This is a genomic window from Acidovorax sp. NPDC077693 (assembly GCF_044542805.1).
Lineage (GTDB): Bacteria > Pseudomonadota > Gammaproteobacteria > Burkholderiales > Burkholderiaceae_C > Acidovorax.
The window spans coordinates 358,574-384,303 of record NZ_JBITVD010000002.1; the positions used below are offsets into that span (position 1 = coordinate 358,574).

Annotated in this window: 17 protein-coding genes; 6 read left to right on the forward strand and 11 right to left on the reverse strand. The window is 66.9% G+C overall.

Annotated features, from left to right (window positions below; genetic code table 11):
• Positions 1–40: 40 nt before the first annotated feature.
• The 5 genes from ACIGHN_RS03760 (at position 41) to ACIGHN_RS03780 (ending at position 7,821) form a co-directional block, all read left to right on the forward strand.
• Positions 41–304 carry a DUF2024 family protein gene (locus ACIGHN_RS03760; protein ID WP_396503320.1) on the forward strand — a complete coding sequence of 88 codons (264 nt, stop codon included), beginning with the start codon at positions 41–43 and terminating at the stop codon, positions 302–304.
• 88 nt (positions 305–392) lie between these two features.
• Complete coding sequence (locus ACIGHN_RS03765; protein ID WP_056417274.1) at positions 393–1,109, forward strand: glutamine amidotransferase; 717 nt, start codon at positions 393–395, stop codon at positions 1,107–1,109.
• Between the two features lie 157 nt (positions 1,110–1,266).
• Entirely contained in the window at positions 1,267–3,891 is a 2,625-nt protein-coding gene (locus tag ACIGHN_RS03770) for a diguanylate cyclase domain-containing protein (RefSeq protein WP_396503321.1), read from the forward strand.
• A gap of 279 nt (positions 3,892–4,170) precedes the next feature.
• A complete protein-coding gene (locus tag ACIGHN_RS03775) occupies positions 4,171–5,526 on the forward strand; it encodes a PQQ-dependent sugar dehydrogenase (RefSeq protein ID WP_396503322.1) in 1,356 nt (451 codons plus the stop codon).
• 216 nt (positions 5,527–5,742) lie between these two features.
• The gene (locus tag ACIGHN_RS03780) at positions 5,743–7,821 is read left to right on the forward strand and encodes a TonB-dependent receptor family protein (protein ID WP_396503373.1); all 2,079 of its coding nucleotides are present in this window, start codon (positions 5,743–5,745) and stop codon (positions 7,819–7,821) included.
• 69 nt (positions 7,822–7,890) lie between these two features.
• Here ACIGHN_RS03780 and ACIGHN_RS03785 read toward each other — a convergent pair whose 3' ends face one another.
• A complete protein-coding gene (locus ACIGHN_RS03785) occupies positions 7,891–9,540 on the reverse strand; it encodes an argininosuccinate lyase (protein WP_396503323.1) in 1,650 nt (549 codons plus the stop codon).
• A gap of 176 nt (positions 9,541–9,716) precedes the next feature.
• Here ACIGHN_RS03785 and ACIGHN_RS03790 point away from each other — a divergent pair, with 176 nt between their 5' ends.
• Positions 9,717–10,661, forward strand: coding sequence for a LysR family transcriptional regulator (locus ACIGHN_RS03790; RefSeq protein ID WP_396503324.1), 945 nt, complete (start codon positions 9,717–9,719; stop codon positions 10,659–10,661).
• A 9-nt stretch (positions 10,662–10,670) separates the two neighbouring features.
• Here ACIGHN_RS03790 and ACIGHN_RS03795 read toward each other — a convergent pair whose 3' ends face one another.
• From ACIGHN_RS03795 to ligD, 10 genes are all read right to left on the reverse strand, one after another.
• Positions 10,671–13,268, reverse strand: coding sequence for a membrane-bound PQQ-dependent dehydrogenase, glucose/quinate/shikimate family (locus ACIGHN_RS03795; protein ID WP_396503325.1), 2,598 nt, complete (start codon positions 13,266–13,268; stop codon positions 10,671–10,673).
• 334 nt (positions 13,269–13,602) lie between these two features.
• A complete protein-coding gene (locus ACIGHN_RS03800) occupies positions 13,603–13,899 on the reverse strand; it encodes a hypothetical protein (RefSeq protein WP_056417258.1) in 297 nt (98 codons plus the stop codon).
• Positions 13,896–14,144 (reverse strand): hypothetical protein, encoded by a 249-nt coding sequence (locus ACIGHN_RS03805; RefSeq protein WP_396503326.1) that lies wholly within the window; start codon positions 14,142–14,144, stop codon positions 13,896–13,898. Before ACIGHN_RS03805 ends, ACIGHN_RS03800 begins: the two co-directional genes overlap by 4 nt.
• A gap of 54 nt (positions 14,145–14,198) precedes the next feature.
• The gene (locus tag ACIGHN_RS03810; RefSeq protein ID WP_396503327.1) at positions 14,199–16,457 is read right to left on the reverse strand and encodes a putative bifunctional diguanylate cyclase/phosphodiesterase; all 2,259 of its coding nucleotides are present in this window, start codon (positions 16,455–16,457) and stop codon (positions 14,199–14,201) included.
• Entirely contained in the window at positions 16,447–17,208 is a 762-nt protein-coding gene (locus ACIGHN_RS03815; RefSeq protein ID WP_396503328.1) for a GGDEF domain-containing protein, read from the reverse strand. Before ACIGHN_RS03815 ends, ACIGHN_RS03810 begins: the two co-directional genes overlap by 11 nt.
• Positions 17,209–17,598, reverse strand: a complete 390-nt coding sequence (locus ACIGHN_RS03820) for a DUF1987 domain-containing protein (RefSeq protein WP_396503329.1) — start codon at positions 17,596–17,598, stop codon at positions 17,209–17,211.
• A gap of 33 nt (positions 17,599–17,631) precedes the next feature.
• Positions 17,632–18,204, reverse strand: a complete 573-nt coding sequence (locus ACIGHN_RS03825) for a SiaB family protein kinase (protein WP_396503330.1) — start codon at positions 18,202–18,204, stop codon at positions 17,632–17,634.
• A 14-nt stretch (positions 18,205–18,218) separates the two neighbouring features.
• Positions 18,219–19,451 (reverse strand): SpoIIE family protein phosphatase, encoded by a 1,233-nt coding sequence (locus ACIGHN_RS03830; protein ID WP_396503331.1) that lies wholly within the window; start codon positions 19,449–19,451, stop codon positions 18,219–18,221.
• Between the two features lie 249 nt (positions 19,452–19,700).
• On the reverse strand, positions 19,701–21,908 hold the full coding sequence (locus ACIGHN_RS03835) for an ATP-binding protein (RefSeq protein WP_396503332.1): 2,208 nt from the start codon (positions 21,906–21,908) through the stop codon (positions 19,701–19,703).
• Between the two features lie 123 nt (positions 21,909–22,031).
• Complete coding sequence (gene ligD / locus ACIGHN_RS03840; protein ID WP_396503333.1) at positions 22,032–25,463, reverse strand: DNA ligase D; 3,432 nt, start codon at positions 25,461–25,463, stop codon at positions 22,032–22,034.
• Positions 25,464–25,730: the final 267 nt, after the last annotated feature.

The following is a 25,730-nucleotide window of genomic DNA, read 5'->3' on the forward strand; positions in this document are numbered from 1 at the left end:
CAAGCCTGTGATTCATTGCCGCGACACCCCGGACGACCCCATGCAAATTTCAGTCTACGACACCTACGTGCAGCGCCCCGACGGGCGGCGCATGCACTTCGACATCCTGGTACCTGGCAACCTGACCGATGAAGAGCGCGTCCTGCAGTATGGCCGCACCTATCTGGCGGCCAGGGGCCTTGAAGCCACCGCGCTGAAAGCCGAGAAGTGCAACTTCTGCCATACCGAGTCCGCCCACCCAGCGGTAGAGCAGGAGATCGCGCAGCACGGCTTCGCCATCATCGAGCTGGAGCACTGCACGTGATGGCCGCACTGCCCATCGCCTGCATGGACCGCCCGGCAGCACCGCCTGCCACGGCGCCAAGGCGGCAGGCTTCAAGGGCCGAAGCATCATGAAAACCGAACGCCCCATGGTGCTGGCCTTGCGCCATGTCCACTTCGAAGACCTGGGCACCCTGGAGCCCCTGCTGCGCAGGCGCGGCTACGAGGTGCGCTATGTTGACCCTGCGTTGGACGACCTGCAAGCCATCGACCCCACCACACCGGCACTCGTCGTCGCGCTGGGCGGCCCGGTGAGTGCGGTCGATGAGGACCGCTTTCCTTTTCTGACGGCGGAACTGCGCCTGCTGGAGCGGCGACTGGCCAGCGGCAAGCCCTTGCTGGGCATCTGCCTGGGTGCACAGCTCATTGCAAGGATTGCGGGTGCCCGGGTACAGCCCATGGGGTACCCTGAGATAGGCTTCAGCCCGTTGACCCTGTCGTCGGGGACTGCACCGGAGCTGTCCGTGCTGGCCCCGCTGGCAGGCATCCCTGTGCTGCACTGGCACGGCGACCATTTTGAGTTGCCCCGGCATGCGCAACTTCTCGCCAGCACCGCCCTGTGCAAGGAGCAGGCCTTCACCCTGGGCACGGCTGTGCTGGCGCTGCAATTCCACCTGGAGGCAGACCCTCGCCGCATCGAGCAATGGCTGGTGGGCCACAGCAGCGAGCTGCGGCAGGCGGGAGTTGCGCCCCACCGCATTCGCGCCGATGCGCTGAAGGTGGGTGGGGCGCTGGAACAGGCCGCGCAGCACGTGTTCACCCGCTGGCTGGAATCGTGCAAGCTTTAAAAAGATCCAGGCGCGCCCGGCTCGGTCCAGCCTGACACCACCGCCTTGGTGAGCGCCCAGCATTGCGGGGGGCTATCGGGCCGGCGAGAGCACTTCGGCCCCGCAATTTTCAGGGTAAACCCGCCGCTCGGCGATGACCGTGTGGGTAACATTCCCCATGCCCTTGAACTCCATCACGCCAGCGAGTCAGGCCGAACAACAACGCCGAAAGCTCGGCGCGCTGCTGGTCGGGGGCAATCTCTTGCTCGGCGCAGTGCTGGCAGGTCTGGTGCTTTCCGTTCTGTCCTCTTCCCGGCAAGCGCATGAAGACCGGGCGCGTGCTGCAGCCGAGCGGTTCGTCGCCATCGCCAGTGCCAGCCTGCAGTCGGAACTGGGCGTGGTGGACACGGTGCTGAAGATCACCATGGGCGATCTGCAACGGGCTGGCTTCGACGCGGGCGCCACCGTGCAGGACATCAACGACCACCTGGCGGCCAAGCACCGGGTGCTGGCAGGGGTGGAGGGGTTTCGGGTGGCGGATGAAAACGGTCTCGTCCGGTGGGGCAACCTCATCGACAGCACCTCTCCACCCGACATCACCGACCGGGACTTCTTCTTTTTCGCCAGGGATTCCAGCTCCGACAAGGCGGTCGTCTCCGACCCCGTGATCTCGCGAGTGTCGGGCCACCCGGTCATCGTCGTGGCCCGCCCCATGGCATGGGACGGCAAGTTCCGGGGCGTGCTGTACGCCAGCATCCATACCGAGCACTTCGAACAAATCTTCAAACGGTACGAGCTGGCCGATTCCGACGGCATTTCGCTCAGAACCAACGACCTGAAGCTGGTGGCATTGCAATCCCCGCGGGGCCGCGGTGCGGCGGCGGTGGGCAGCCGGGACGTCGCGCAGGAACTGCAGGACTCGCTGCGCAGCAAGCCGTCGGCCGGCAGCTACCTGGCGACCTCGAAAGTCGACGGCATCAGCCGCACCTTCGCCTACCGCCAGGTGGACGGCTGGCCCCTGCTCGCGATTGCCGGACTGGACAACTCCAATCGGTGGAGCCAATGGCGCGGCGAGATGCTGGTAGTGTCGCTCCTGGCAGGCTTGGCGTGGGCACTGAGCTGCGCGGCGACCATCGCCGTCTACCGATTCGGCAGCCGCGCTCTCCGCGCAGTGGCTGCGTTGCAAGCCCAAGGCCGGCAGACGCAGACGCTGCTGCGCGTGGCGGGAGACGGCATCCACATCCTGGACCGCGCGGGGCGCCTGGTCGAATTGAGCGACTCATTCGCCGAAATGCACGGCTCGTCCCGGGACAAGCTGCAAGGCCAGCATGTGTCGAGCTGGGACGCGAACCAGAACGAGGCCCGGATCGATGCCTGGCTGGCCAAGATCCGGGATGGGGACAGGCAGCGTGTGGAGGTCCAGCATGTGCGCTCCGACGGCAGCATCATCGATGTGGACCTGCACTGGCGCGCCGTCGACATCGACGGACACCTGCTGATCTTCGGCTCGGCCAGGGACATCACCGACAAGAAACGCCTGCTCCAAAGCCTGGAAGAGTCCTCGGCGCGCATCCAGGACCTGTATGACCACGCACCCTGCGGATACTTTTCGCTGGACGCGGACGGGCGCTTCGTCCACCTGAACGCCACTGCCAAGGCATGGCTGGGGGGAGATTTACCGTCCGACGCGAAGTTCGTGGGGCTGCTGGACGCGGTGACCCGCCCGCAGTTTCGGGACCATTTCATCGCCCTGGCCCTGCAGCTCCACGCACCCGAGATCGAGGTCTGCATCTCGCCCGCCAACGCCCCGCAGCGCCACCTGTGCATCAATTCCACCGCCGTAAGGGATGCCGATGGCAACTTCCTGATGAGCCGCACGGTGGCGGTGGACATCACGGCCCAGCGTGAAGCGCAGCAGCGTGTGGAGTCGCTGTTGCGCGAGCAGTCGGCCATGCTCAACAGCGATGTGGTCGGCATGGTCAAGTTCCACCATGGCAAGGTCCGCTGGAAAAACCGGGCCTTCGAAAAAATGCTGGGCTACGAAGACGGTGAACTGACCGGCGCCGCCATCGACATTCTGTGTGCGGAAGACGGCGATCGCCATGCGCTGGCGCAAGAGACCCTGCTGGACCTGCGCAGGGGAGACAACTACCGGGACGACGTGCGCCTGAAGAAAAAGCACGGCGACGTGATCTGGGTGGATCTCAACGGCGTCCAGCTGTCCGACACCGAATCGTTCTGGATGGCGGTGGACATCACCGAAGCCAAACGCGCGCACGAACAGATCACCCACGTGGCCTTTCACGACGCGCTCACGCAGTTGCCCAACCGGCTGCTGCTGCTGGACCGCATGCAGCAGGCCCTGGCCGGCGCGCAGCGGTTCGGGCACGAGGTGGCTGTGTGCTTCATCGACCTGGACGGCTTCAAGGAAGTGAACGACCAGCACGGGCATGAGGCGGGGGACAAGCTGCTCGTGGCGATCGCCGCACGGATCACCGCCAGCATCCGCGCGACGGACACCGCGGCGCGGATCGGGGGCGATGAGTTTGTCCTGCTGCTCGCGCCGCTGTCGGGCAACGAATGGCACGCCATCCTCGAGCGGCTCATGCAGACTGTCGATGCGCCGATCGCGCTGGGTGAACGGTTGCAGGTCAACCTGGGGATGAGCATCGGCGTCGCCCTGTCCAAAGGCCGCACCGAGGCTGAAGTGCTGGTGGCCGAGGCCGACGAAGCGATGCTTCAGGCCAAGCGCGGTGGCAAGGGGCGCATCCATCTGGCGGGCAGCGCGCAGCAGGCAGCTTGACGGCTCTGGGTTCATCGCTGCTGGTTGTAGCGCACTTCGCGGCTATATCGGGCTCTTGCGGAACGAGCCCATGCTGCGCCCGGGCCGAGCAGAGCCCTGATTGCAGGGTGACCCAGGCAGGCCCACGCCTGGAGCGCAGCCGTCGCCGCGCCGGCGCGTGGCCTTTTTTATTTTCCTGGAAGCCTGCCCCCCGGTGCGTCCCGGTGTGTGCCTGACTTGCCACAAGAATGACGGCTTCCGCCTACATCGGCGGGGGGCCGGCACTGCCCATACTGCGCCATGCAAACGCCTGCCCGACACACTTCGCCGACCCGGCCCTGGTGGCCTCTGCCTGTGCTCGCGCTGCTCGCCGGCTGCTCCTTCGCAGGCGCCGGGGCGCAGCCGCTGGTACCGCCGGGCGTCGGCCCCAACCCGCCACTGCCGCCACCGCAAAAGAACCTGCTCATTCCCACGGTCAACATCGCGCCGGCAGACCAGTGGCCGCAGGGCACGATGCCATTGGCACCTGCTGGGTTCAAGGTGACCGCGCTGGCCACCGGGCTGGACCATCCGCGCTGGGTGTACACCCTGCCTAACGGCGACGTGCTGGTGGCCGAGAGCAACAAGCCGCAGCCTGAAGAGGGCTCCAAGAATGTCCATGCCGACGGCCTGCGGGGCAAGGCCATGGGCATGGTCATGAAACGTGCCGGCGCAGGCACGCCCAGCGCGGACCGGATCACGCTGCTGCGCGATGCCGACGGCGACGGCGTGGCGGAGACCCGGGCGGTGTTCATGAAGGATCTGGTGTCGCCGTTCGGCATGGCGCTGGTGGGCAACCAGCTCTACATCGCCAACGCGAATGCCATCGTCAAGGTGCCGTATGAAACCGGGCAGACATCGGTGACGGCAGCTCCCGCCAAGGTCACGGACCTTCCCGCAGGTGCCAACCACCACTGGACCAAGAACATCATCGTCAGCGCGGACGGCAGCAAGCTCTACGCGACGGTGGGCTCCAACAGCAACATCGGCGACAACGGCATGGAAGCCGAACAGGGCCGCGCAGCCATCTGGGAGGTGGATTTGGCCACCGGCAACAAGCGGCCGTTTGCCACCGGCCTGCGCAACCCCAACGGCCTGGGCTGGGAGCCGCAGAGCAAGGCGCTCTGGACCGTCGTGAACGAGCGGGATGAGCTCGGCAACGATCTCGTGCCCGACTACCTCACCTCCGTGAAGGACGGCGCTTTCTACGGCTGGCCCTGGAGCTACTGGGGCCAGAATGTGGACAGCCGCGTGAAGCCGCCCAACCCCGACATGGTCGCCAAGGCCGTGGCGCCCGACTACGGTTTGGGCTCCCACGTGGCGCCGCTGGGTCTGGCGTTCTCCGATGAGCGCATGCCTACGCAGTACGCCAGCGGCGCCTTCATCGGGCAGCATGGCTCCTGGAACCGCAAGGAGCTCACGGGCTACAACGTGGTCTTCGTGCCGTTCGCGGGCGGGCGGCCGTCCGGGCCGCCGGTGCAGTTTCTGACGGGTTTCCTCAGCAAGGACGGCAAGGCGTATGGACGCCCCGTGGGCGTGGCCCTGGACGCCAAGGGCGCGCTGCTGGTGGCCGATGACGTCGGCAACACCATCTGGCGGGTGGTCCGCTCGGAATGAGCGCCACGCCGCAGCGCACCTGACTTACTTCGCGCGTTGGGCACGGCGACAATCGCCTGTGGCACGTGCCACATCCCGCGTGCCATTTGCGACTGCCACATGCCATGACCCGCACGCACGGGCCCATGGCGGGCAAGCCGTCCTCATCCTCTTTTGTCGGGTTCACCTGTGCTCTTGACCTTGTCGCCCACCCATCGGCGCAGCCTTTGTCTCGCGATGGCGGGCTGCGCCGGCCTCGCGGCGCACGCTGCTGACGAAGCCATTGCCGCGCCACCCACCGTGGCCGAGGCCACGCCGGTGCTCGGCACCGTCGAGGTGCTGGACAGCACCGCCGCCCAGCGCCGCTTCGACAGCGCGGCCAGCCACAGCAGCGTGGCCGTCGACGGCTTTTCAGCGCCCATGCCGCTGGTGCACCTGTCGGAGCTGCTGAGCGGCCAGGCCGGGGTGGTGACGCAGGACCGCGGCAACTATGCACAGGATCTGCAGATCGCCGTGCGGGGCTTCGGCACCCGTGCCACCTTCGGCGTGCGCGGAGTGCGCATCCTGGTCGACGGCATTCCCGCGACCATGCCCGACGGCCAGGGCCAGGCCGCGACCGCCCACCTGCCGTCTGCCGCACAGGTCGATGTGCTGCGCGGCCCGCTGGCGCAGCTGTATGGCAATGCGGCCGGCGGCGTGGTGCAGGTCACCACGCGCGAGCCCCGCGCCGCCGGCACCGCGCAGGCGGGCGTGGCGGTGGGCTCGTTCGGCCAGCGGCTGGTGGATGCCTCGCTGGACTTTGGCGACCAGCGCCTGGGCGGCCTGGTGGACCTGTCGCATTTCGAGATCGACGGCTGGCGGGCGCACAGCGCTGCGCAGCGCACGCACTTCAACGGCAAGCTGGTGGCCCGGCCGGATGCGCGAACGCGCATCACCGCGCTGGTGAATGTGTACGACCAGCCGCTGGCACAAGACCCCCTGGGCCTCACGCGCACCCAGATGCGGGACGACCCGCGCCAGGCCGCCGCGGTCGCCACGGCCTTTGACACCCGCAAATCGGTGGCGCAACACCAGCTGGGCGTGGTGGTGGACCACCAGCTGTCTTCGGTGGACAGCGTGCAATTGCGCGCTTATGGCGGCGCGCGCGAGCTCACGCAGTACCTGTCCTTCAGCGGGGCCGCCGCCAACAGCGCGGGCGGCGTGGTGGAACTGGACCGCAGCTACCGCGGCGTGGGCGCCACCTGGACGCGGTCCGTGCGGCTTGCATCCGGCCTGCCGGTGACCTGGACGGCGGGCCTGGAGACACACCGCATGGCAGAGCTGCGCCAGGGCTTCGTGAATGAAGCCGGCGACAGCGGCGCCTTGCGCCGCAACGAGGACGACCGTGCCACCAACACCGATGTCTACGGCCAGCTCGACGCGTGGCTCTCGCCACGCTGGCGTGCCATCGCCGGGGTCCGCACCAGCCAGGTGAGGGTGCGGGTGGACGACCGTTACGTCACCCCTGCCAATCCCGACGACAGCGGGTCCCGCACCTGGCGCCACACCAGCCCGGTGCTGGGTGTGGTGTGGGCGGCCACCGACGCGCTCAACCTCTACGCCAATGCGGGCCGCGGCTTCGAGACACCTACGCTGGCAGAGATGGCCTACAGCACGGGCAACGCAGGCCCCAACTACGCTTTGTCCGCATCGCGAAGCCGGCAGTGGGAGGTCGGGGCCAAATGGCGTAGCGAGCGCCAGCAGATCGACCTCGCCTGGTTCGATACGCGCAGCCGTGGAGAGATCGTCCCGGTGGAAACCGTCAACGGCCGCTCGGTCTTCCAGAACGTGGACAACGTGCGCCGGCGCGGCCTGGAGCTGGCCTGGCGGGCGGCCTGGGGCGCCTGGTCGCCCAGTGCCAGCTACACGTACCTGGATGCGCACTTCGGCAACGCCTACACGGGTGCAGCCGGTGCCGCGATAGCCGCCGGCAACCAGTTGCCCGGCCCTGCCCGGCATGTGGCGCACTGGGCCCTCGACTATGCCCCCAGCTCCCAATGGCGCGTGGGCGGCGCCGTGAACCTGTCGGGCCGCGTGTTCGCGAACGACACCAACAGCGAATCCGCGGCGGGCTTTGCGGTGGTGGGCCTGCACGCGGGCTACCAGCTGCGCGGCACCACGCCCGGCGCAGCACGCTGGCAGCTGTGGGCCCGGCTCGACAATCTTTTCAACCGGCACTACGCAGGCACGCTGATCGTGAACGACGGCAACGGCCGCTTCTTCGAGCCTGCGGCGGGCCGGCGGCTGATGGTGGGCGTGCGGGCGCAGTTCCTCTGAGGCCAGACGGGACCGCACCGCACGGCCACGTTGCGCGCAGATTCAGCGCACAGCGCCAAGGCCAAACGTTTACGGAGCAGCCACCAGGCTCGCAAAGGCCGCGTTCAGCGCCGCTTCGGCCGACAGCAGGCGCTGCCGCGCCTCTGCAGACCACGCGCGGTCGCGTGCCAGGCTGTCCTTGCCGCTGGCGATCATCCGCTGAACTTCTTGCGGTTGCGGCCCGCCCGTGCCGGTGCGGGTCAGGACCATTTCCGCAGGCGACAGCGCGCGGCGGAACTCCTTCTCCCCCAAGGGAAGCCGCTGCTCCTTGAGATCGTATTTTCTGCCTGCTTCGCGGTAGATCCTCACAGCCTCTGCGTACGGAAAGTCCTTGGGCCGGATGTTGCGTTCCTTCGCAAACAGCACGACATCGGAGGCGAAGTGGTGCCCCACGCGAAACGGTATGCCGTGGCTGCGCTGCAAGGCCTCCGCCAGCTCCATCGACGTGGTCCATTCCGACTCCAGCTCCTCCAATGCGCGTGCCGGGTCGATGCGCAGCGAGTCCAGGACATCGGTGAACTGCTGCAGCATTTCCACCCCCTGCACGAATGTCTTGGCGCCGGCGGGGCTCCATGTGTTCTTGTAGTCGATCATGCCCGGTGTCACGTTATGGGCGCGCCACAGCGACGCCTGCGCAGACGCCACCACGTCGCTGGCCTTGGCCCGGGTGTTCTGGATGATGCCGGGGTTGGCCTTTTGCGGCATGGCGCTGCTGGTGTAGGTTCTGGAGCTGGCCAGCAGCAGCCAGGGCCGGGTCTGGTGGTACTGCGTATGGACGTCCTGCATGAACGCACCGACACGGATGGCGGTGGAGCTGGCGATGGACGTGGCCTCGATGGGGATGTCATAGGTGCTGATCTGCCCGGCGTCGAGCGAGTTCACGATCAGCCCGTCGAACCCCAGCAGTTGGGCCAGGCGCTCCCTGTTGATGTTCCAGCTGGAGTTGGACAAAACCGCCGTGCCCATGGGGCTGAGGTTCACGCGCGCGTAGGCCTCGCGGATGCGTGCCGAGTCCCGTCCGAACGAGTCGGCAAAGGCCAGCAGGTAGTGCGCATAACTGATGGGCATGGCCTGCACGCCGTTGGTGTACGCCGGCACATACGTGGCGGTGTGGGCCTGCGCGATGGTGATGAGCCGCGCCCGCACCTGGTCCAGCGCGTCCGCGAAATCCAGCATCTCCAGCCGCAACTGCGCGGCATTCAGCGTCGAATGGATGTCCTGGCGGCTGCGGCCGGTGTGGATGAGCGTGGCCTCGGGCCCCACGGCATCGGTGATGATCTTTTCGACCTGGAGCACGTCGGTGGGGCGCTTGCCGCCGGGCGCAGAGGCCTGGGCGATGGACTGCTCGACACCACGCGCAATGCGGCCTGCCAGGGGCTTGGGAATGATGCCCTGCTCCACATTCATCACGGCCGAAGCCATGTTGATGCGGCCGAACCAGTAGAAGGTGTCCTGCGACCGCGACAGCGCACTGGTGGCCTCGCCTTTGACCACCCCCTGGATCCTGGCGACCTGAGCCTGGCATTCGGCCGTGGTCTTGCACGCGGTGTCCAGCGTATCGGCGGCCTGCGCCTGGCCAAGCGACAGGATGGCTGCGACCACCGCCAGCATGGAAAAGCGGGAGGTGCGTCCGGTGGCGCGGTGCGGCGAGCGGGTCGGGTGGGTCGAAAGCGATGGCATGGGTGTTGTCTCCTGAATAGCCCCGGGACTTTTGATGTCCCTTTCGGCAATAACATTCGTGAATTGGATGGACGGGTGTACGTGCGCCCCTTCTGCAAGGCCACGGCATCGTGGCATGCCGGCCCGAACACCACCAATAGTTCTTTCGCATCTCTATTCATTTTCTGAATGCCGCCATGTCTGAGCCCTCCCCCTCGGTCCTGTTCAATCGCATCCTGGGACGCGTGCGCCTGCGGCACCTGCAACTGGCCATCGCGATCGCCGACCTGCAAAGCCTGCACCGGGCCGCATCGGCGATCGGACTGAGCCAGCCTGCGGCCACCCATGCCCTGGCAGAGCTGGAGGCCACGCTGGGTGGCGCCATTTTTGAAAGACACGCCAAAGGCATGCGGCTGACCACCCTGGGCAGCGCGGTGCTTCCGCTGTTGCGGGCGGCCCTGGTGCCCATACAGGCCGTGGCAGGCAACGCAGCACTCATGCAGCAGGGGGCGGCCTCCGCACCGATCCGCATCGGCAGCATTGCGGCGGGTATCAACGGCCTGTTGACCACCGCGATTGCGGCGTACTGCGCAGTGCAGCCGGATGTGGTGATGGATGTGCAGGAAGTCACCATCGACAACCTGCTGGCCAGCCTTCAGGACGGCAAGCTGGATCTCGCGATTTGCCGCGAACCGGATCCCATGCCCCAGGGGTTCGAATTCCATGCGGTGCACAACGACCAGTTCGTCATTGCGTGCCGCCCCCAGCACCCGTTGACCCGGCAGGCCGCGCTGAGTGCCTCAGACCTGCTCGCGCAGCGCTGGCTGGCACCACCGCTCACCGGGCTCGGGCCCCAGCAGGTCGAGCAACTGTTTGACGACCTGGGCGGTGTCCCGCAGCTGTGCAGGGTGTCCGGCCGCTCCGCGGAAATCGCCTACGCCCTGCTGTGCGGCAGCGACTTGCTGGTGTACGTGCCGATGAGCCTGGTGCGGCCTTTCGTGCAGCGGCAGGACCTGGCGATCCTGGCGTGGCAACCCAGGCCCGTGCCGCCGCTGGGCGTACTGGCCCGTGTGGACGCGATGGCGGACCGCACCCACCCCTGCCGCCGTTTCATCGACCACCTGCTTGCAAGACCGCAGTAGCGCTGCGGGCTAACGCGGCAACGCGTAGGCACGCACCGAGTCGCCGGCCTTGGTGCCGGTGGAGCCATGCCCACCCGCCACGACGACCACGTACTGGCGACCATCGCCACCGGTGTAGCTCATGGGGGTGGCTTGCCCGCCGGCGGGCAGGCGGTCGTGCCAGAGAATGCGGCCGTCGCTCACGGCATAGGCGCGCACATAGTTGTCGAGCGCCCCCGAATAGAAGGCGACGCCGCCTGCCGTCACCACCGGCCCGCCGATGCCGGGCACACCCATGCGGAACGGCAGTGGCACCGGTGCCAGGTCGCGCACCGTACCGTTGCGGTGCTTCCACGCAACCTGGCCGGTGCGCAAGTCCACGCCCGCCACGTAACCCCAGGGCGGCGCCTGGCAGGGCAGACCGATAGGCGAGACGAAGGGCTTCATCGACGCCGCGAACGGCGCGCCAAAGTTCTCGTTGAGCGCAGGCAGGCTGCCTTTGGGCGGCCCGCCGTTCTGCACCAGCAGGCTGGTGTCGTCCTTGCGCGGGACCAGTCGGGAAACGAATGCCAGATAGGTGGGCGTCGTGAACGCGACCTGGCGGTCCGGGTCGACCGCAATACCGCCCCAGTTGAACACGCCGAAGTTGCCCGGGTACACCAGGGTGCCTTGCTCGGACGGCGGGGTGAAGCGGCCCTCGTAGCGCAGCCGATGGAACGCAATGCGGCAGGCCAGCTGATCGAACATCGTGGCGCCCCACATGTCGCGCTCGCGCAGTGGCGGCGGGTTGAACGACAGCGCCGACCGCGGCTGCGTGGGCGCCGTGTGGTCGCCGGTGGCAGCACCCTGGGGCGCCGGCTCTTCCTGCACCGGCAGCACCGGGGCGCCGGTGCGGCGGTCCAGCACGAACAGCTCGCCCTGCTTCGTGGGCTGCACCAGCGCCGGCACGGTCTGGCCGTTGACCTGCAGATCGATCAAGGTCGGCTGGGCTGGCACGTCGTAGTCCCACAAGTCGTGGTGCACGGTCTGGAAGTGCCAGCGCACGCGGCCGCTGGCCAGGTCCAGCGCAACGACGGACGATGAATAGCGCTCCACCGCCGGAGTGCGGCGGCCGCCCCACTGGTCGGGCGGCTGGTTGCCCATGGGCACATAGACCATGCCGAGCGCTTCGTCCACGCTCGATATCGACCAGCTGTTGGGCGAGTTGGGCGTGTACGTTCGGCCCGGTGGCAGCGGCGCGGTGTCCTCGGGGTTGCCCGAATCCCAGTTCCACACCAGTGCACCGGTATCGATGTCGAAGGCGCGGATCACCCCCGACTGCTCTTTGACCGACGCGTTGTCCAGCACGGTGCCGCCCACGATCACGTAGCGCTCGGTCACCACCACGGGCGATGTGGAGTAGTAGGCCCCCGGGCGAAGGTTGGGCATGCGCTGCCACAGGTCGATCTGGCCAGTACCTCCCCCGAAGTTGGCGCACACGGCGCCTGTCTCGGGCTTCAACGCAATGATGCGGCCATCCGCCGTGGGCATGAACAGCTTCGCGGTGCAGGCCGCGTCCGTGGCCCCGCGCTGTGCGGCGACGGGTGGGCGGCGCGTGCTGACAGCGCCAGGGGCCGCTGCCGCAGGCTCGGCCAACTGCGCGGGCCTGCCCGTCGCGGAAGCGGCGGCAGGCGCGGCTGACATTGGCGTCGTGGAGCCTGCGCTCGCGCCGCGAGGCGGCTGGTAAGACAGGCCCCGGCAGGTCAGATGCTGCAGAGCGAGCTGGTTTTCGATCTGGGGGTCGTAGCGCCACAGCTGCTTGCCGGTGGTTGCATCCAGCGCGATCACCGACTGGTGTGGTGTGCACAGGAAGAGCCGGTTGCCGACCTTGAGCGGGGTGACCTCGTACGTGGTCTCTTCGGGATCGCCCGGCTTGCCCCGCACATCACCCGTGCGGTATTCCCATGCCAGCTGCAGCTGCGCCACATTGGCGGGCGTGATGTCTGCCAGCGGCGAAAAGCGCTGGCCCAGGCCCGTGCGCCCGTAGGCATGCCATTCGCCCGGCGGCACCACAGGATTGACAGCCGTGCCCGGCGCCGCGTCTGCCACGGGGTTGGCCGCGGCCGGCGCAGAAGGTGGAGTTGGGATCTGCGGCAGTTGCCCCGCCATGTCATGGGGTTCGCGGAACCACGACGCTACGGCCACGGCGGCGGACATGAGCATCACCACCGCCAGCAGTCCCCGGTGCGACGCCCCGAAACGCTGGCGCACCGGCTGCGCGCCGGCTGGCTGCGATGGGCTTCGGACCGCATGCGCGGAGGCAACGGTGGCATGCCCAGCCCACGGGCTCAGCAGCCACGCACCCAGAACGAACAACACGTCCAGCCGCGCAGCCAACGGCCACCAGTCGAGTCCGACCTCCCACAGCGCCCACGCGAGCGACCCGCCGAGCACCACGGCATACAGGCCGCGCGCCCAGGTGCTCTGGCGAAACCACAACCCTCCCGTGACCATGAGTGCAGCACCGACGGCCGCGTAGTACCCGCTGCCGCCCAGCCATACCAGCCAGATGCCGCCAGCCGCAATGGCTGCTCCCAACAAAGCGACGACGACGCCCGTCACCTTGGCCCTGCGTGTTTGAACTGCCATGCTGCCCATCCCGTCTGCTCAGTGGATATCCATTGCGTGCGCTGCGCAATGCGCGCACGCTCGCTCGCTCGCTAGGTGAAGCGACATGGTGCCCGCGGTCTGTACTCCACAAGAGTGGGTTCTCGCGCTGTCGGCGAGTGCGCACCCACCTACAGCAGCGGCTCCCAGGTTCCGAAGCAGTACGGGGATGACCTTGTCGGCAGGTCGTGTGCAAAGCAAAAAGGGCTCCCGAGGGAGCCCTTTGAGACGAGACTGCAGGGCAGTGTGGGGAATACGTCCACATGGTATCGACACCCGGATGGTGCCGCCCATGGGAAGGCCCGCATCGCCTGCATTACATGAGGTTGCCGATTTCGCCGTGCGAGATCTGGCCGGTGCGCACGGCCTCTGCGGCCTGGGCGCGGACTGCAGTGCGGTCGGCCGTGGACTTGTAGGTCACCACGCGGGAGCCGGCAGGCTCGATGCTGTGCGTGCGGGCTTCCGTCACGGCTTCGGCATTGACTTCGGCGCGGGTGCGGTTGGTATCGAATTGCAGTGCGAACTGCGAAGCATCGGCTTCATCGGCATGCGCGCCAAATGCGGCGAAAGCGGACACAGCGGCGATGGAGAGGAAGCGTACGGTCTTGTTCATGATGAAATTCCTTGGGATAAAAAAGCGCTCAAAAAAAGCCGGAACGAAGTGCCAAGCGCAGATGCGATGAACTGCTGCGTGCCGGGTTCGGTGAGTCGCCTTGCGGGTTTCGGCTCATCGATGGGTTGAACTTTACGCCGCATGCCGCGCCAGAAAAACCACCCAGTCGCCAACTGACCGTTCCAGTATTGAGAACAATCGACGACGAACTCGCGCCCGCCATACGACTCCACCAGCGCCGTCAAGGCGTGTGCGTTCTTGCGTGAGTACAGGAGGCCGCGCAAGCCCTTGCACAACCCTCAACCGGCCAGGGCTTCCCGAGGCCCGCACGCGTCGTGCCGAGCCTGGCGCTCCATCCAGGCGATGAGAGCGTCCTTCTCCATGGGCCTTGCGATGTAATAGCCCTGCCCCTCCTCGCACCCCATGGCCAGCAGCGGCTGCCAGACGGACGCGTCTTCGATCCCTTCCGCCAGCACCTTCAGTCCCAGCTTGCGCCCCAGTTGCGCCACCATTTCTGCGATGCGGGCGCCGCGCGGTTCGCCCAGCTGGTGCACGAAGGAACGGTCGATCTTGATCCGGTCCAGCGGCAGGCGCTCCAGGTAGCTCAGCGACGAGTACCCGGTCCCGAAATCGTCGATCGCAATCGAGATCCCCTGGGCACGCAGCGCGGACAGGGTGTGCTCCAGAAACTGCGTGGGAAGCACGGCCACCGACTCGGTGATCTCCAGCTCCAGGTGCCGCCCCTGCAGCCCGCTGCGCTCGAGCGCGGCACACACCAGGTCGAAGAACCCTGGGTCCTGAAGCTGCACGGTGGACACGTTGACCGCCATCCGCTGCGGCGCTGCGTTCGCATCCAGCAGCTCGCGCATGGTGGCGCAGGCCGTGGCCAGCACCCACTGGCCCAGCCCGACGATGAGCCCGGAATGTTCGGCCACCGGGATGAACTGGTCCGGCGGGACGAACCTGCCGTCGCTGGTGCGCCATCGCAGCAGTGCCTCCAGCCCCACCAGTGCATGGGTGCTGAGGTTCAGCTGGGGCTGGTACACGAGGAAGAGCTGCTGGCCGTCGATAGCCTCTCGCAACTCCGAACGCAGCAGCGCCCTGGCCCGTGCCTCGGCCCCCATCTGCGCGGCGTACTGGAGGTCCTGCCCGCGGTGGTCTCGCTTGGCGCGTTTGAGCGCAATGGTGGCGTCCTTGACCAGGTCCACGCCGGCTTGCGGCTCGGCCGGCAGCAGCACGTACCCGCAGGTAAGCGAAACCTTGTGCGGAACGCCGTCGATGTTCAGCGGCTGCCGCACGCAATCGAGCAGTTGTCTGGGCTGTACCTGCCGCTGGGAGCCGAGCACCCCGAAGGTGTCCGCGCCCAGGCGCGCCAGCAGCACACCTGGTGGAAGCGCTGCCTCCAGGCACCGGGCCACCTGCTCGAGGAGTCGATCACCGAACCGGTGGCCCATCACGTCGTTCGTGGCACTGAAGTCGTCGATGTCGATCAGCGCCAGCACGTAGTCGGTGGCACCATGCCGCGCGCAGTCATGGACCTCTTCGACAAAGTGCGCGCGGTTGGGCAGGTTCACCAGCGGGTCGTGGTAGGCGCTCTCGTGCAGTCGCCCCAGAAGGCCGCGGTTGTGCAGCAGCGTGCTCAAGTTGGCGCACAGGACATCGAGCAGCTGAGGCTCCAGGCCGCGGTGGTTCCCGGGCACGTCCATGAACACGACGAAATCCTGCTCGTCCTTGTGCCCGATGTGCAGGGCGAGCCCCCCGGACTCTCCGAAGACGTTGTACCGCCGCTCGATGGAGGCGCACAGCAGGTCCAGCTCCGGCCCCTGCGACAGCAGGTCGAGTGGCAGGCCTGCAAGATCGGAGAACCTGCCGGCAGCGGCCAGCACATGGTAGTCGCGCCGGCCCTCACCGCGCTGCACGCACACCAGGCCTTCCCGGGGGACCTGGAGCAAGGCGGCGAGCTGGGTGAGCACGGCCGACGCGAACTCGTGGGCGTCCTTGGTTTCCAGCAGCGATGCGCTGGAGCGCACGATCAGCTCCAGGCTGACGCGGCTGGCATCCACGGCGCACAGCTGCTTGTACGACCGAACGGCGGTCACCACCATCGCCAGCAGCCGGTCCGGGGTGAGTTCGGCCTTGGTCCGGTAGTCGTTGATGTCGTACCTGAGCAGTGTCTCCAGGTCCGGCACCTGGCCCGGCTGACCGGTACGCAGGACGATGCGGGTGTTTCTCAGTCCCGCGCAATGGCGGATGAAGTCGACCAGATCGAGCCCTGCGCTGGGCTGCTCCGACACCACGTCAATGATGACCATGGCGAGGTCGGTCTCGGTGAGCAGCAAGGCCTTGGCTTCATCGCCCGAGAAGGCGTGCATGAACACCAGAGGCCGCTCGAACAGCGTGCGTCCCTCCAGCGCGGCCAGCGTGGCGGCATGAACATCGGGATCGTTGTCCACCACGAGTATCCGCCAGTGGGTGCCCTGGCTGCGCCCAGCGCGCCGCGCGGCGTCGACGGCAGCCCACCCGGGTTCTGCCCTGCGCAGCTCGGCCTCAGACCACATGCTCGAGGGAGGGCAGGGTCGGGGCCGCCATGCGGACCTGGTTGCGCCCCCCACGTTTTGCGACATAGAGCGCTTCGTCGGCCAGCCCATAGGCACCATCGAAATCGCTGCCGGCAGGTGCCCAGCACACGCCGAAGCTGGCCGTCACGCCACTGCCGTCCGGCAAGTCGAAACCATGCGTCTCGATGGCGCGCCGCAGCTCCTGCGCCACGCGTTCGGATTCCGCGCCGCCGTGTCGCGGCAGCACGACGGTGAACTCCTCGCCGCCGACACGCCCGATCTGCGCGGTGGCGGGGACGACGGCCTTCAGGCAGGCCACCACCCCCAGGATGACCCTGTCGCCCGTCGGATGGCCGAAGCTGTCGTTGATGCGCTTGAAATGGTCGATGTCGAGCACGACCAGGGCCAGGTCTTCGCGGACGAAGTGGCGGTTGACCCGTTCGATGATGGCCGCACGGTTGAGCACCCCCGTGAGCGGATCGTGGTTGGCCCGGTGCTCCAGCTCGGCCGCCAGGTCCTGCAGCCGCGTGTTCATCTGGTTCATTTCCAGCTCGGCCCTGTCGCTGCGGCGCACCAGCCTGCGCGTCTCCCGCAGCAGCCGCTCGTACGCCAGGATCAGCTCGCCCAGGGTCTGTGCGCAGGCGTCCTGCGCGGCGCTGGCGCAGGCACTGTGGGCCGCTCTCGCGGCCAGGAGCGTCTGGTTCTCCGCATCGAAAAGATCGGGCGCCGGCCCCGTCGCAGTGCTTGCCATTCAAGCAGCTCCCACCGCATGGGTCACGAACTCGATGGCCGGGAAGTCCTCGCTCAACTCCTGGCCGAACTCCAGGATGGTGTCGTCTTCCTCATCGTGGTACCAGTGCAGGACCACCCGGTTGCCGGCCTCGGCCGCGTTGCTCAGCACCTCGATGAGGTTGAACAGCATCTTGGTGCTGGAGCTGTTGAAGTACGCGAGCGCCACGTTCACCTCCAGCGCGGCGCCGTGCTGCGTGGACAGGAACTCGCCCAGCCGCGTGATGATGTCGCCATAGAAGGCGGCCGCGTTCTCGGGGTAGGACTCGCCCCGCAGGCTCAGCGTGCGCGTGTCAAACTTGAAGTCCACCTCAGGCGAGCTGGGCGTGGGTGCGATGTAGAGGTTTTCCATCAGTAGTCTCGATTCGTTGCGAGCGCTCAGCGCCTAGATGGCCGCCTTCAGGTAGAAGACGGGCGATTGGCCATGGTCATCGTCGGCATCGAAATCAAATTCGAGAGGCTCGCGGGCATCGCGCGCGACGGTGAGGAACCCCATGCCTGCGCCCTTGCTTCCTTCGGGCGTCTCCTCGCGCAGCGTCTGCCGGTAGGCCTGCTTGATCTCCTCGAGCGTCATGCTGCGCAGCGCACTGAGCTTGACGCGCAGTTCCTCGGCCACCAGGCGTTCGATGGGGTTGGCACACAGCAGCGAGAAGCTGCCGTCCTCTTCGCGGCGAATGCACACCGAGCCGTGGCGCAGTTCGCCATTGTTCTGGCTTGCAGGGGTCAGGGAATCCGCCGAGTAGTGGATGATGTTCTGCGCCATCTCGACGAACGAGGAGAACAGCTTGCGCCGCGTGGGAGCGGCAACCCCGGCCACTTCCAGCTGCAGCTTCACCGCATCGGCCATCGCGGCCACGATGTGCTGCGAGAAGTACCCCACGTAGTAGAAGATGACCTGGTGCTGGCGCGCCAGATTGAAGAACGAGCCGTACTTGTTGGCGATCGTGAGGGATGGCATAGGTCGTGGTCTGTCTAGGTGCGAAAGCAAAAGAAGGTCAGGTCATCGCGCCGGTGGTGGTCGCCCTGCCAGACCCGCAGCGCCTCCAGCAGCGCTGCGTTGACCTCTGACGGGGTGTTGTCCTTGTGCTCCAGCAACAGCTCCCGCACGCGGCGCTTGCCCAATGCAATGCCGCGGGCCCCGCCGATCTGATCGATCAGGCCGTCGGTGCTCACGAACACCAGGCTGCCGACGGACAGGTTCGCTTCCTGGTTCTTCCATGCGTAGTCGAACTCGCTGTCCACATAGCCGACACCCTTGCGCTGCCCCTCCAGCACGTCCACCGTGTCGGCCCCGGGGCGCACCACGAACATCGCCAGCCGCGCGCCCGCAAAGATGAGGCGGCCTGCCGCGGGCTCGAACCAGAAGCACGCTGCATCCATGCCATCGTCAGAGCCCGGCGTGCCATCCTGCCCATCCACCTGGCCCAGCATCTGCTTGATGCTGCGATTCACGTGGCCGAGCAGGCTCGCAGGATCGCGCGGGCCGTTCTGCTCGATGGCCTGGTTCAGGCTGGTGGACGCAATCAGGGTCATGAAGGCGCCGGGCACGCCGTGGCCCGTGCAGTCGGCCACCGTGGCGAACCAGCCGTCCGCGTCCGTGCTGAACTGATAGAAGTCGCCGCCCACGATGTCCCGCGGCTGCCACACCAGGCTGGCCGCCGGACAGGCGCGCGCCATGGCGTCGAGCGAGCTGCGCAGCGTGGACCGCTGGATCACGCTGGCGTACTCGATGCTGTGCATGATCTGGCGGTTGCGGGAGGCCTGCATGTCCGCCACCACCCGCATGAGCTGAAGGCCGTTGCCGATGCCCGCATAGGCCCCGTCGCGTGTGATGATGAAGCCGTCGGACAGCGCCTTTTCTCCATACTCGACGGTCTTGAAAGTCAGTGCGTCGATGTCCAGGCCCGCGTCGACGATCAGCGGCTCCTTGTCCATGAACGCGATGCAGCTCTTGCGGCCGTAGAGCTCCTGCCGGAACTGCTTGCTCATCTGAGACAGGAAGATGCTCCGGTTGATGAGGCCGATCGGCTGGCTCCCCTCCACCACCGGCAGACTCACGAGGTCGCGGTGGCGGTTGAACACCTCCATCACCTTTTCATTGGTCTCGTCCGTCGTCATGCACGGCACTTCGATGCACAGGTCGGCTGCGCTGGGCTGGCGAAAACGCGGCCGGAAGTCGCTCAGGTACTCAGTGGTTGCGGGCATGGACAGCGCCAGGGAATCGGTGTGAGCAAATGTTACCGACACGATGTTTCGGTTTTGTGACGCCATCACACCGATTCCGCGCCATTGCTCCCGACTGCTGCTACGACCTCCCCAAAAGCGGTCGCGAGTGAATCTTTTCGGACCGCCAGACCAAGCCCTGACGCTGGCCCAGCTGGCGCACGGACACCAACGAAAAAACCCGTCAGCCGCTCGCCGACACTGAACCCGGTGCGCCGGAGCACCGGCCCGTCAATCCGCTGCTTTTCTCAGCACACGCAGCACATCCGCTACATCGTAGGGCTTGGCCAGCACCTGGACGCCGGGCATGGACACACGGTTTTCCGAATAGCCGGTGGCCAGCACCACCTTGATGTGCGGAAAACGGCTCACCACCGTGCGTGCGAGATCGATTCCGTTCAGCGTGCCGGGCATCACCACGTCAGAGAAAACGAAGTCGACCTTGGTGCCGGCCTCCAGGCACGCCAGCGCCGCATCGGCGCTCTCGGCCATGATCACGAAGAACCCGCCGCCCTCCAGCGCGGGCGCAACGCTTTCACGCACCAAGGCATCGTCTTCGACGAACAGCAGCGTGCCGCCGCTCACGCCCGCAGCCTCCGGCGCACGCACTGCACTGGCGTGCGGCCCTGCAACCGCCCCTGTCGCCCTGGGCAGGTAGATGTCCACCTGGGTACCCTGCCCTTCGCGGCTGTGGAGCACCAGCGTGCCGCCGGCCTGCCGCGCAAAGCCGAAGGCCTGGGGCAGCCCCAGGCCCGTGCCCTCGCCCACCCGCTTGGTGGTGAAGAAGGGATCGAGCGCCTTGGCCATGATCTCCGCCGTCATCCCGATGCCCGAATCCGAAAACCGCAGCCGGACATAGTCGCCCACCGGCAGGCCCTCGGCCGGGGAGGCACCGGGCTCGTTGCCCACCACCACGCGGATGGTGCCGCCGGACGGCATCGCATCCTTGGCGTTGATGGCGAGGTTGAGAAAGGCCAGTTCGAACTGCGTGGGGTCGATGGTGACGGGCCACGCGTCTTGCGACATGCTGACGTCCAGCGTGATGCTGGCCGGAAGCACGTTGTCCACCAGCTGGCGAAAATCCTGGATGTGCTTGGGCAGGCTGACGGTCTCCAGCCGCGCGTCCTGCGTGCGGCCAAACGCACTGAGCTGGCCGGTCAATGCCTTGGCGCGCTGGAGCGCCTTGGTGCAGGTATCGAGCAGCCCCTGCACGCGTTCGGACTCATTGGCCCGTTTGGCCAGTTGCAGCGAGGTGGACAAGGTTTGCAGCAGGTTGTTGAACTCGTGGGCGATGCCGCCGGTCAAGCGCCCCAAGGCTTCCATCTTTTGCCCCTGAAGCAAAGCCTTTTGCGCACGCTCGGTATCGGCGACCGCTTGGGCAACGCGCAGCTCCAGTTCGCGCTGATTCAGCAGCAACCGGTCGCTGACCTGCGCGATGCGCATGCCCACCGCATCGACCTCCACGAGGCCCTGTGATGAGTAGTTCACCTGTTCACCACGGCCCAGTGCCTCCGCCGCCATTTCCAGCCGATGCATCCGCGAAATGACGCCGGCGCCGATGCGCCGCGCCACGAGCAACGATATGACCAGCAGCAGTACCGCCGCCAGGGCGAAGATGCCAGCGCCCCGGATCGCCGAACTTTGAATCTCGCTCTCGGGGATGCTGAGCACGACGGTCCAGTCGGAGGCGTCAACGCGCTGGTAGAACGTCTTGACGGCCACGCCGTCGAGCGTGACCGAGCGGGTCACGCCTTGGGTGGTCGACGAGAACAGCTTGTGCAGCCGCTCGTCCGACGACTTGCCCACGAACTTGTCGGGATCCCGCGACCGCGCCAGCACCGTCCCCTTGCGGTCGACGATGGTGCTCAGCCAGGTGGCCGGCATGTTTTGCTCCGACAGCAGCGCCTGGATGGCCGTTGCATTCACCCCCATCACCACGAAGTACCGAACGACGCCGCCCTCCATGAAAGGGACCTGGACAACGAAGTCGTACCGCTTTCCGAGCGGCGCGAAAAACACGTCGGACACGAGGGGCGAGAGGCCTCCGTCCCCCTGCATCAGATCGTTGATGTTGGAAGCCCGCTGGGTTGGCAGGGCGGTGCCCAGCGGGACCCGCGTGTTCAGCAGTTGCCGGCCGCTCGTGTCGAACAGGATGATCGTCGTGTCGGGCGTCGGTGCGTTCTTGATGGCGAATTCGTAGAACGTTGCCATGTCGCCGCTGGCCAGCGAAGGTGCATTGGCAATGGTGCGCAACACCCGTTGCCGCGACTGCAGCTCGTTGTCCACCAGGAGCGAGAAGGTGCGCGCCGCCTCCTTCAGCCCCGTCTCCTGCGTGGCCTGCTGTTCCTGGTAGACGTACCAGATGGCCAGCATCGCAGCCACAGACGCAGGCACGAGGACGGACAGGACAAGAGCGAACAGCTGACTTTTGATGCGCATGGCCACAGATCAAGACAGGAATCTGGCGGTACAAACGGGGAGATATCGCGTCCTCGGGGCCACGAGATGGTGGCCGACTATAGCGCCCGCCCTCTGAGGCCGCACACCGGGCTTGGGATAGCCCTAGGCCAGCATCTTGATGCCCTGCTGGATCGACTGCCGCTTCTTCCAGTAGCCTTCCCACGGGTCCTGCTTCTGAAAACTCAGGTACTCCCGCGCTGTCGCTACCGTCCACTGCGCCCCGCCTTGGAGGTCAGACAGCTGCTCCCACGCCACGGGCATCGACACGCCCATGCCGGGCCGCGCACGGGCAGAAAAAGCACAGGCGGTGGTCTGCCCGTGGCCGTTGCGCAGGTAGTCGATGAAGATCTTTCCCACGCGGTTCTTGCCACCCATGACGGCCACGAACCTGGAAGGGATGATCCGGGCCATGTGCTTGACGACCGACTGGGAAAAGGCCTTCACCGCGTCGTAGTCGAGCTGCGGCGTGATGGGCACCACCACGTGCAAGCCCTTGCCCCCGCTGGTCTTGAGCCAGCTCTCCAGCCCCAGTTCGGCGAGCATGACGCGGGTCAGTTCGGCCGCCTCTTGCAGCATGGGCCAGGTCACGCCCTCACCGGGGTCCAGATCCAGCACTATGCGGTCAGGCTGGTCGATGCGCGCAATCTTCGAGTTCCAGGTGTGGAACTCCACCACATTCATCTGCGCGGCCGAGACGAGCGCCTCCACCGAGTGGACGGCTAGCAGCGCCGCGTGGTCAGGCCACAGCACGGGGTCCAGTGCCCTCACGCCCGGCATCTTGCTGTCGGGGTGTTTCTGGAAAAAGAGCTGCCCCGTGATGCCGGTCGGCGCGCGCACCAGGGAGGCAGGCCGGTTCTTGAGGTGCGGCAGCATCCTGTCGGCAATGCTCTCGTAGTAGTGCACCAGATCGATCTTGCGCAGGCCGGTGCTGGGGTCGACCACCCGCTCGGGGTGGGTGATCTTCACGGTGCCGGCCTTGCGCCGCAGAGCGGTCTTCTGCGGCACTGGGGCCTCCTGCTGCCGAGCTTGCGGAGGTTGCAGCGGCGCCTTCCGCTGTTCACGGACGATCGCGCGGGCAGGCTTGTCGGTCCGGATACCCCGGAACACGGCGTGCCGGATGCGCAGATCCGGCGTCCAATCACCAAAAGCCACCTCCACGACCATGGACGGTTTCACCCACCGCTCGCTGCCGGCCTTGCGCCGGGACCATCGCCCCGGCTTGACCTCGTCTGCGCTCACCGGCGAGGTCGCCACCTCCAGTTTGGCCAGCTTGGTGTACAGCTGCCTGCCGGTAGCGGAATCCCAGCCGGTTCCCACCGAGCCCGCGGAGTGCAGCTTTCCGCCCTCGTAGTAGCCCAGCAGCAAGCTGCCGACCTCCCGGGCCGCATGCGACCGGTCGGTGAACCCCAGCACCACGAACTCCTGCCGGTGCTGGCACTTGAGCTTCAGCCAGGTCTCGGTGCGCCCCGACACGTAGGGCGCATCCGCCCGCTTGGCGATCACGCCTTCCAGGCCCATCTGGCACGCGGCGCCGAGCAGCTGGGATGGCGGCGCATCGAAAGACGCGCTGAACCGCACGGTGTCGCTGTGGCGTTCATCGAAGAGCGCTTGCAGCACTGTTCTCCGTGCTGCCAGCGGGACGGCACGCAGGTCCCGGCCGCCCAGGAACGGCACGTCGAACACGAACAACACGATGTCGCGCGGATGGGCACTGTCGATGGCGTTCTGCAACCGGTTGAAGTCCGGAAGGCCTGCGTCGTTGAGCACGACGATCTCACCGTCGAGCCAGGCGCTCGTGAGGCCCAGCGCGGCCACCGCAACGGCCACGGGCTGCAGTTTGGCGGTCCAGTCGTTGCCGTTGCGCGTGAAGATGCGCACCTCTTCGCCGTCGATGCGCACCAGCACCCGGTAGCCATCGAACTTGGTCTCGACGACCCAGTCGCCCTCCGGCACGCTCGCCACCAGCGTGGCGAGCTGGGGCTGCAGCCTGGCGGGGAGCCGGGCCTTGCGGGCCGCCTGCACGGCGTCGGATGCGCCAGGCGCCGCGCGCTGCGGCGCGGCCCCGCTGCCCCGCGGCTCCCGCTCTTCGACGAGGCCGAGCGGCTTGTCGACCACGCTGTCGGGGAGCGCTGTGATGACGTCGTATTCGGCGCGCGGCCGCGCCCAGGCGTCGCCACGCTTCTTGAAGAGCATCCACTGGTCCTGCTTCTTTTCTCCGGGTTTGGAGATGCGCACCAGCTCCCACAGGCCCGCGAGCTTCTGGCCGTGCAACCTGAACAGGACCTTGCCCTTGCGCAGGCCTTCCCGCGCATCGTCCACCGGCTCCCAGGTGCCCCGGTCCCAGACGATGACCGTGCCCGCACCGTACTCGCCCTTGGGGATCGTGCCCTCGAAGGTGTTGTAGTCGATGGGGTGGTCCTCCACCTGGATCGCCATCGACTTGGTGGCAGGGTCGAAGGACGGGCCTTTCGGGACCGCCCAGCTGACCATCACACCATCGAGTTCCAGGCGAAAGTCGTAGTGCAGGCGGGACGCCCAGTGCTTCTGGACCACGAAGTGCAGCCGCTGCGCAGCCCCGGACCGTGGGGCAGGCCGCTTCTTGGGCATGACGCCCGAGGGCTCTGCAGTCTTCGTGAAATCACGCTTGGCGTTGTAGCGGGACAGCGGCGACTCGGCCGGCGCTGCAGGCGCGGGCCGCGGGGTCGCGGTGCGCGAGCGGGCGGGCGCCGGCAGGCTCGCCGCCTTGCGCCGGGCGCGCGCCCTGCCCAGCGAGAGTTCGGCCCACACCGGCGCATGGTCGCTGGCGCCTTCCCGCGCACGCTCTTCACGGTCCACACCGGCATCCACCACCTTCAGGGACGGCCCCGCCAGGATGTGGTCGATGCGAAGACCCGCATCGCGCTCCCAGCGCTTGCGCCGATAGTCCCAGAACGTGAACGGCATACTGGTGCGATGCACCTTGGCAATGGCATCGGTCCAGCCCTGCGCCAGCACCTGGGCAAAGGCGGCGCGCGGCCGGGGCTGCAGCAGCGCGTCGTTGCGCCAGGTATCGGGCTTGTAGATGTCCGCGTCGGTCGGCACCACGTTCCAGTCACCCATCAGTACCACCGGATGGCCGGAGTCCCAGAGCGCCTGTGCACGCTGCTGCAGGCGGTCGAACCAGCTGAGCTTGTAGTCGAACTTGGGGCCCGGCTGGGGGTTGCCGTTGGGCAGATACAGGCAGGCGAAGAGCACCCCATGGATGGCAGCCTCTACATAGCGTGCCTGCTTGTCCGAGGAATCGCCCGGCAGTGCGGTTGCCACCGCCAGAGGTTCTTCTTGTCCACGCGAGAGGAGCGCGACGCCGTTCCACGTTCGCTGTCCCACCACGAGGGACCGGTACCCTGCGGCTTCGAGGGCCGCAGCCGGAAAGTCCGACGCCGGGCATTTGAGCTCCTGCAGCGCAACGACATCCGGACTGGTGCGGCGCAGCCAGTCCACAAGCAGGTCGATCCGCTTGTTGATGTTGTTGATGTTCCAGGTCGCGATGCGCACGGCGTGAATGGCTTTTTGATCCAGTCGATCATGCTACGGCGCGACCCGCTCAACGGTGTCAGCCAGCAGCGCGACTTGGGCGCAAAACTTCCTGCGGCGGCTCATCGAAGCACAGTCCAATGTAAAGCGCCATTGGGACGGCATCGGATGTGGCCAGGCTTCCATCACAGGAGCGGACGACAAGCACGCAAGAAAAAACTTGCAGCATTTTGTGCTTTCCCTACACTGGCCTGGACGGCATTTGGACGTGCTCGCGGCCATGCGGGG

What these genes read in the sequence shown, in the direction of transcription:
- ACIGHN_RS03780 (WP_396503373.1), top strand. Translation starts at nt 5,743, where the DNA reads ATGGCGGGCTGCGCCGGCCTCGCGGCGCACGCTGCTGACGAAGCCATT.
- ACIGHN_RS03825 (WP_396503330.1), bottom strand. Translation starts at nt 18,204, where the DNA reads ATGCCATCCCTCACGATCGCCAACAAGTACGGCTCGTTCTTCAATCTG.
- ACIGHN_RS03800 (WP_056417258.1), bottom strand. Translation starts at nt 13,899, where the DNA reads ATGAACAAGACCGTACGCTTCCTCTCCATCGCCGCTGTGTCCGCTTTC.
- ACIGHN_RS03810 (WP_396503327.1), bottom strand. Translation starts at nt 16,457, where the DNA reads ATGTGGTCTGAGGCCGAGCTGCGCAGGGCAGAACCCGGGTGGGCTGCC.
- ACIGHN_RS03790 (WP_396503324.1), top strand. Translation starts at nt 9,717, where the DNA reads ATGTCTGAGCCCTCCCCCTCGGTCCTGTTCAATCGCATCCTGGGACGC.
- ACIGHN_RS03835 (WP_396503332.1), bottom strand. Translation starts at nt 21,908, where the DNA reads ATGCGCATCAAAAGTCAGCTGTTCGCTCTTGTCCTGTCCGTCCTCGTG.
- ACIGHN_RS03815 (WP_396503328.1), bottom strand. Translation starts at nt 17,208, where the DNA reads ATGGCAAGCACTGCGACGGGGCCGGCGCCCGATCTTTTCGATGCGGAG.
- ACIGHN_RS03775 (WP_396503322.1), top strand. Translation starts at nt 4,171, where the DNA reads ATGCAAACGCCTGCCCGACACACTTCGCCGACCCGGCCCTGGTGGCCT.
- ACIGHN_RS03760 (WP_396503320.1), top strand. Translation starts at nt 41, where the DNA reads ATGCAAATTTCAGTCTACGACACCTACGTGCAGCGCCCCGACGGGCGG.
- ACIGHN_RS03765 (WP_056417274.1), top strand. Translation starts at nt 393, where the DNA reads ATGAAAACCGAACGCCCCATGGTGCTGGCCTTGCGCCATGTCCACTTC.
- ACIGHN_RS03785 (WP_396503323.1), bottom strand. Translation starts at nt 9,540, where the DNA reads ATGCCATCGCTTTCGACCCACCCGACCCGCTCGCCGCACCGCGCCACC.
- ACIGHN_RS03820 (WP_396503329.1), bottom strand. Translation starts at nt 17,598, where the DNA reads ATGGAAAACCTCTACATCGCACCCACGCCCAGCTCGCCTGAGGTGGAC.
- ACIGHN_RS03795 (WP_396503325.1), bottom strand. Translation starts at nt 13,268, where the DNA reads ATGGCAGTTCAAACACGCAGGGCCAAGGTGACGGGCGTCGTCGTCGCT.
- ACIGHN_RS03770 (WP_396503321.1), top strand. Translation starts at nt 1,267, where the DNA reads ATGCCCTTGAACTCCATCACGCCAGCGAGTCAGGCCGAACAACAACGC.
- ACIGHN_RS03830 (WP_396503331.1), bottom strand. Translation starts at nt 19,451, where the DNA reads ATGCCCGCAACCACTGAGTACCTGAGCGACTTCCGGCCGCGTTTTCGC.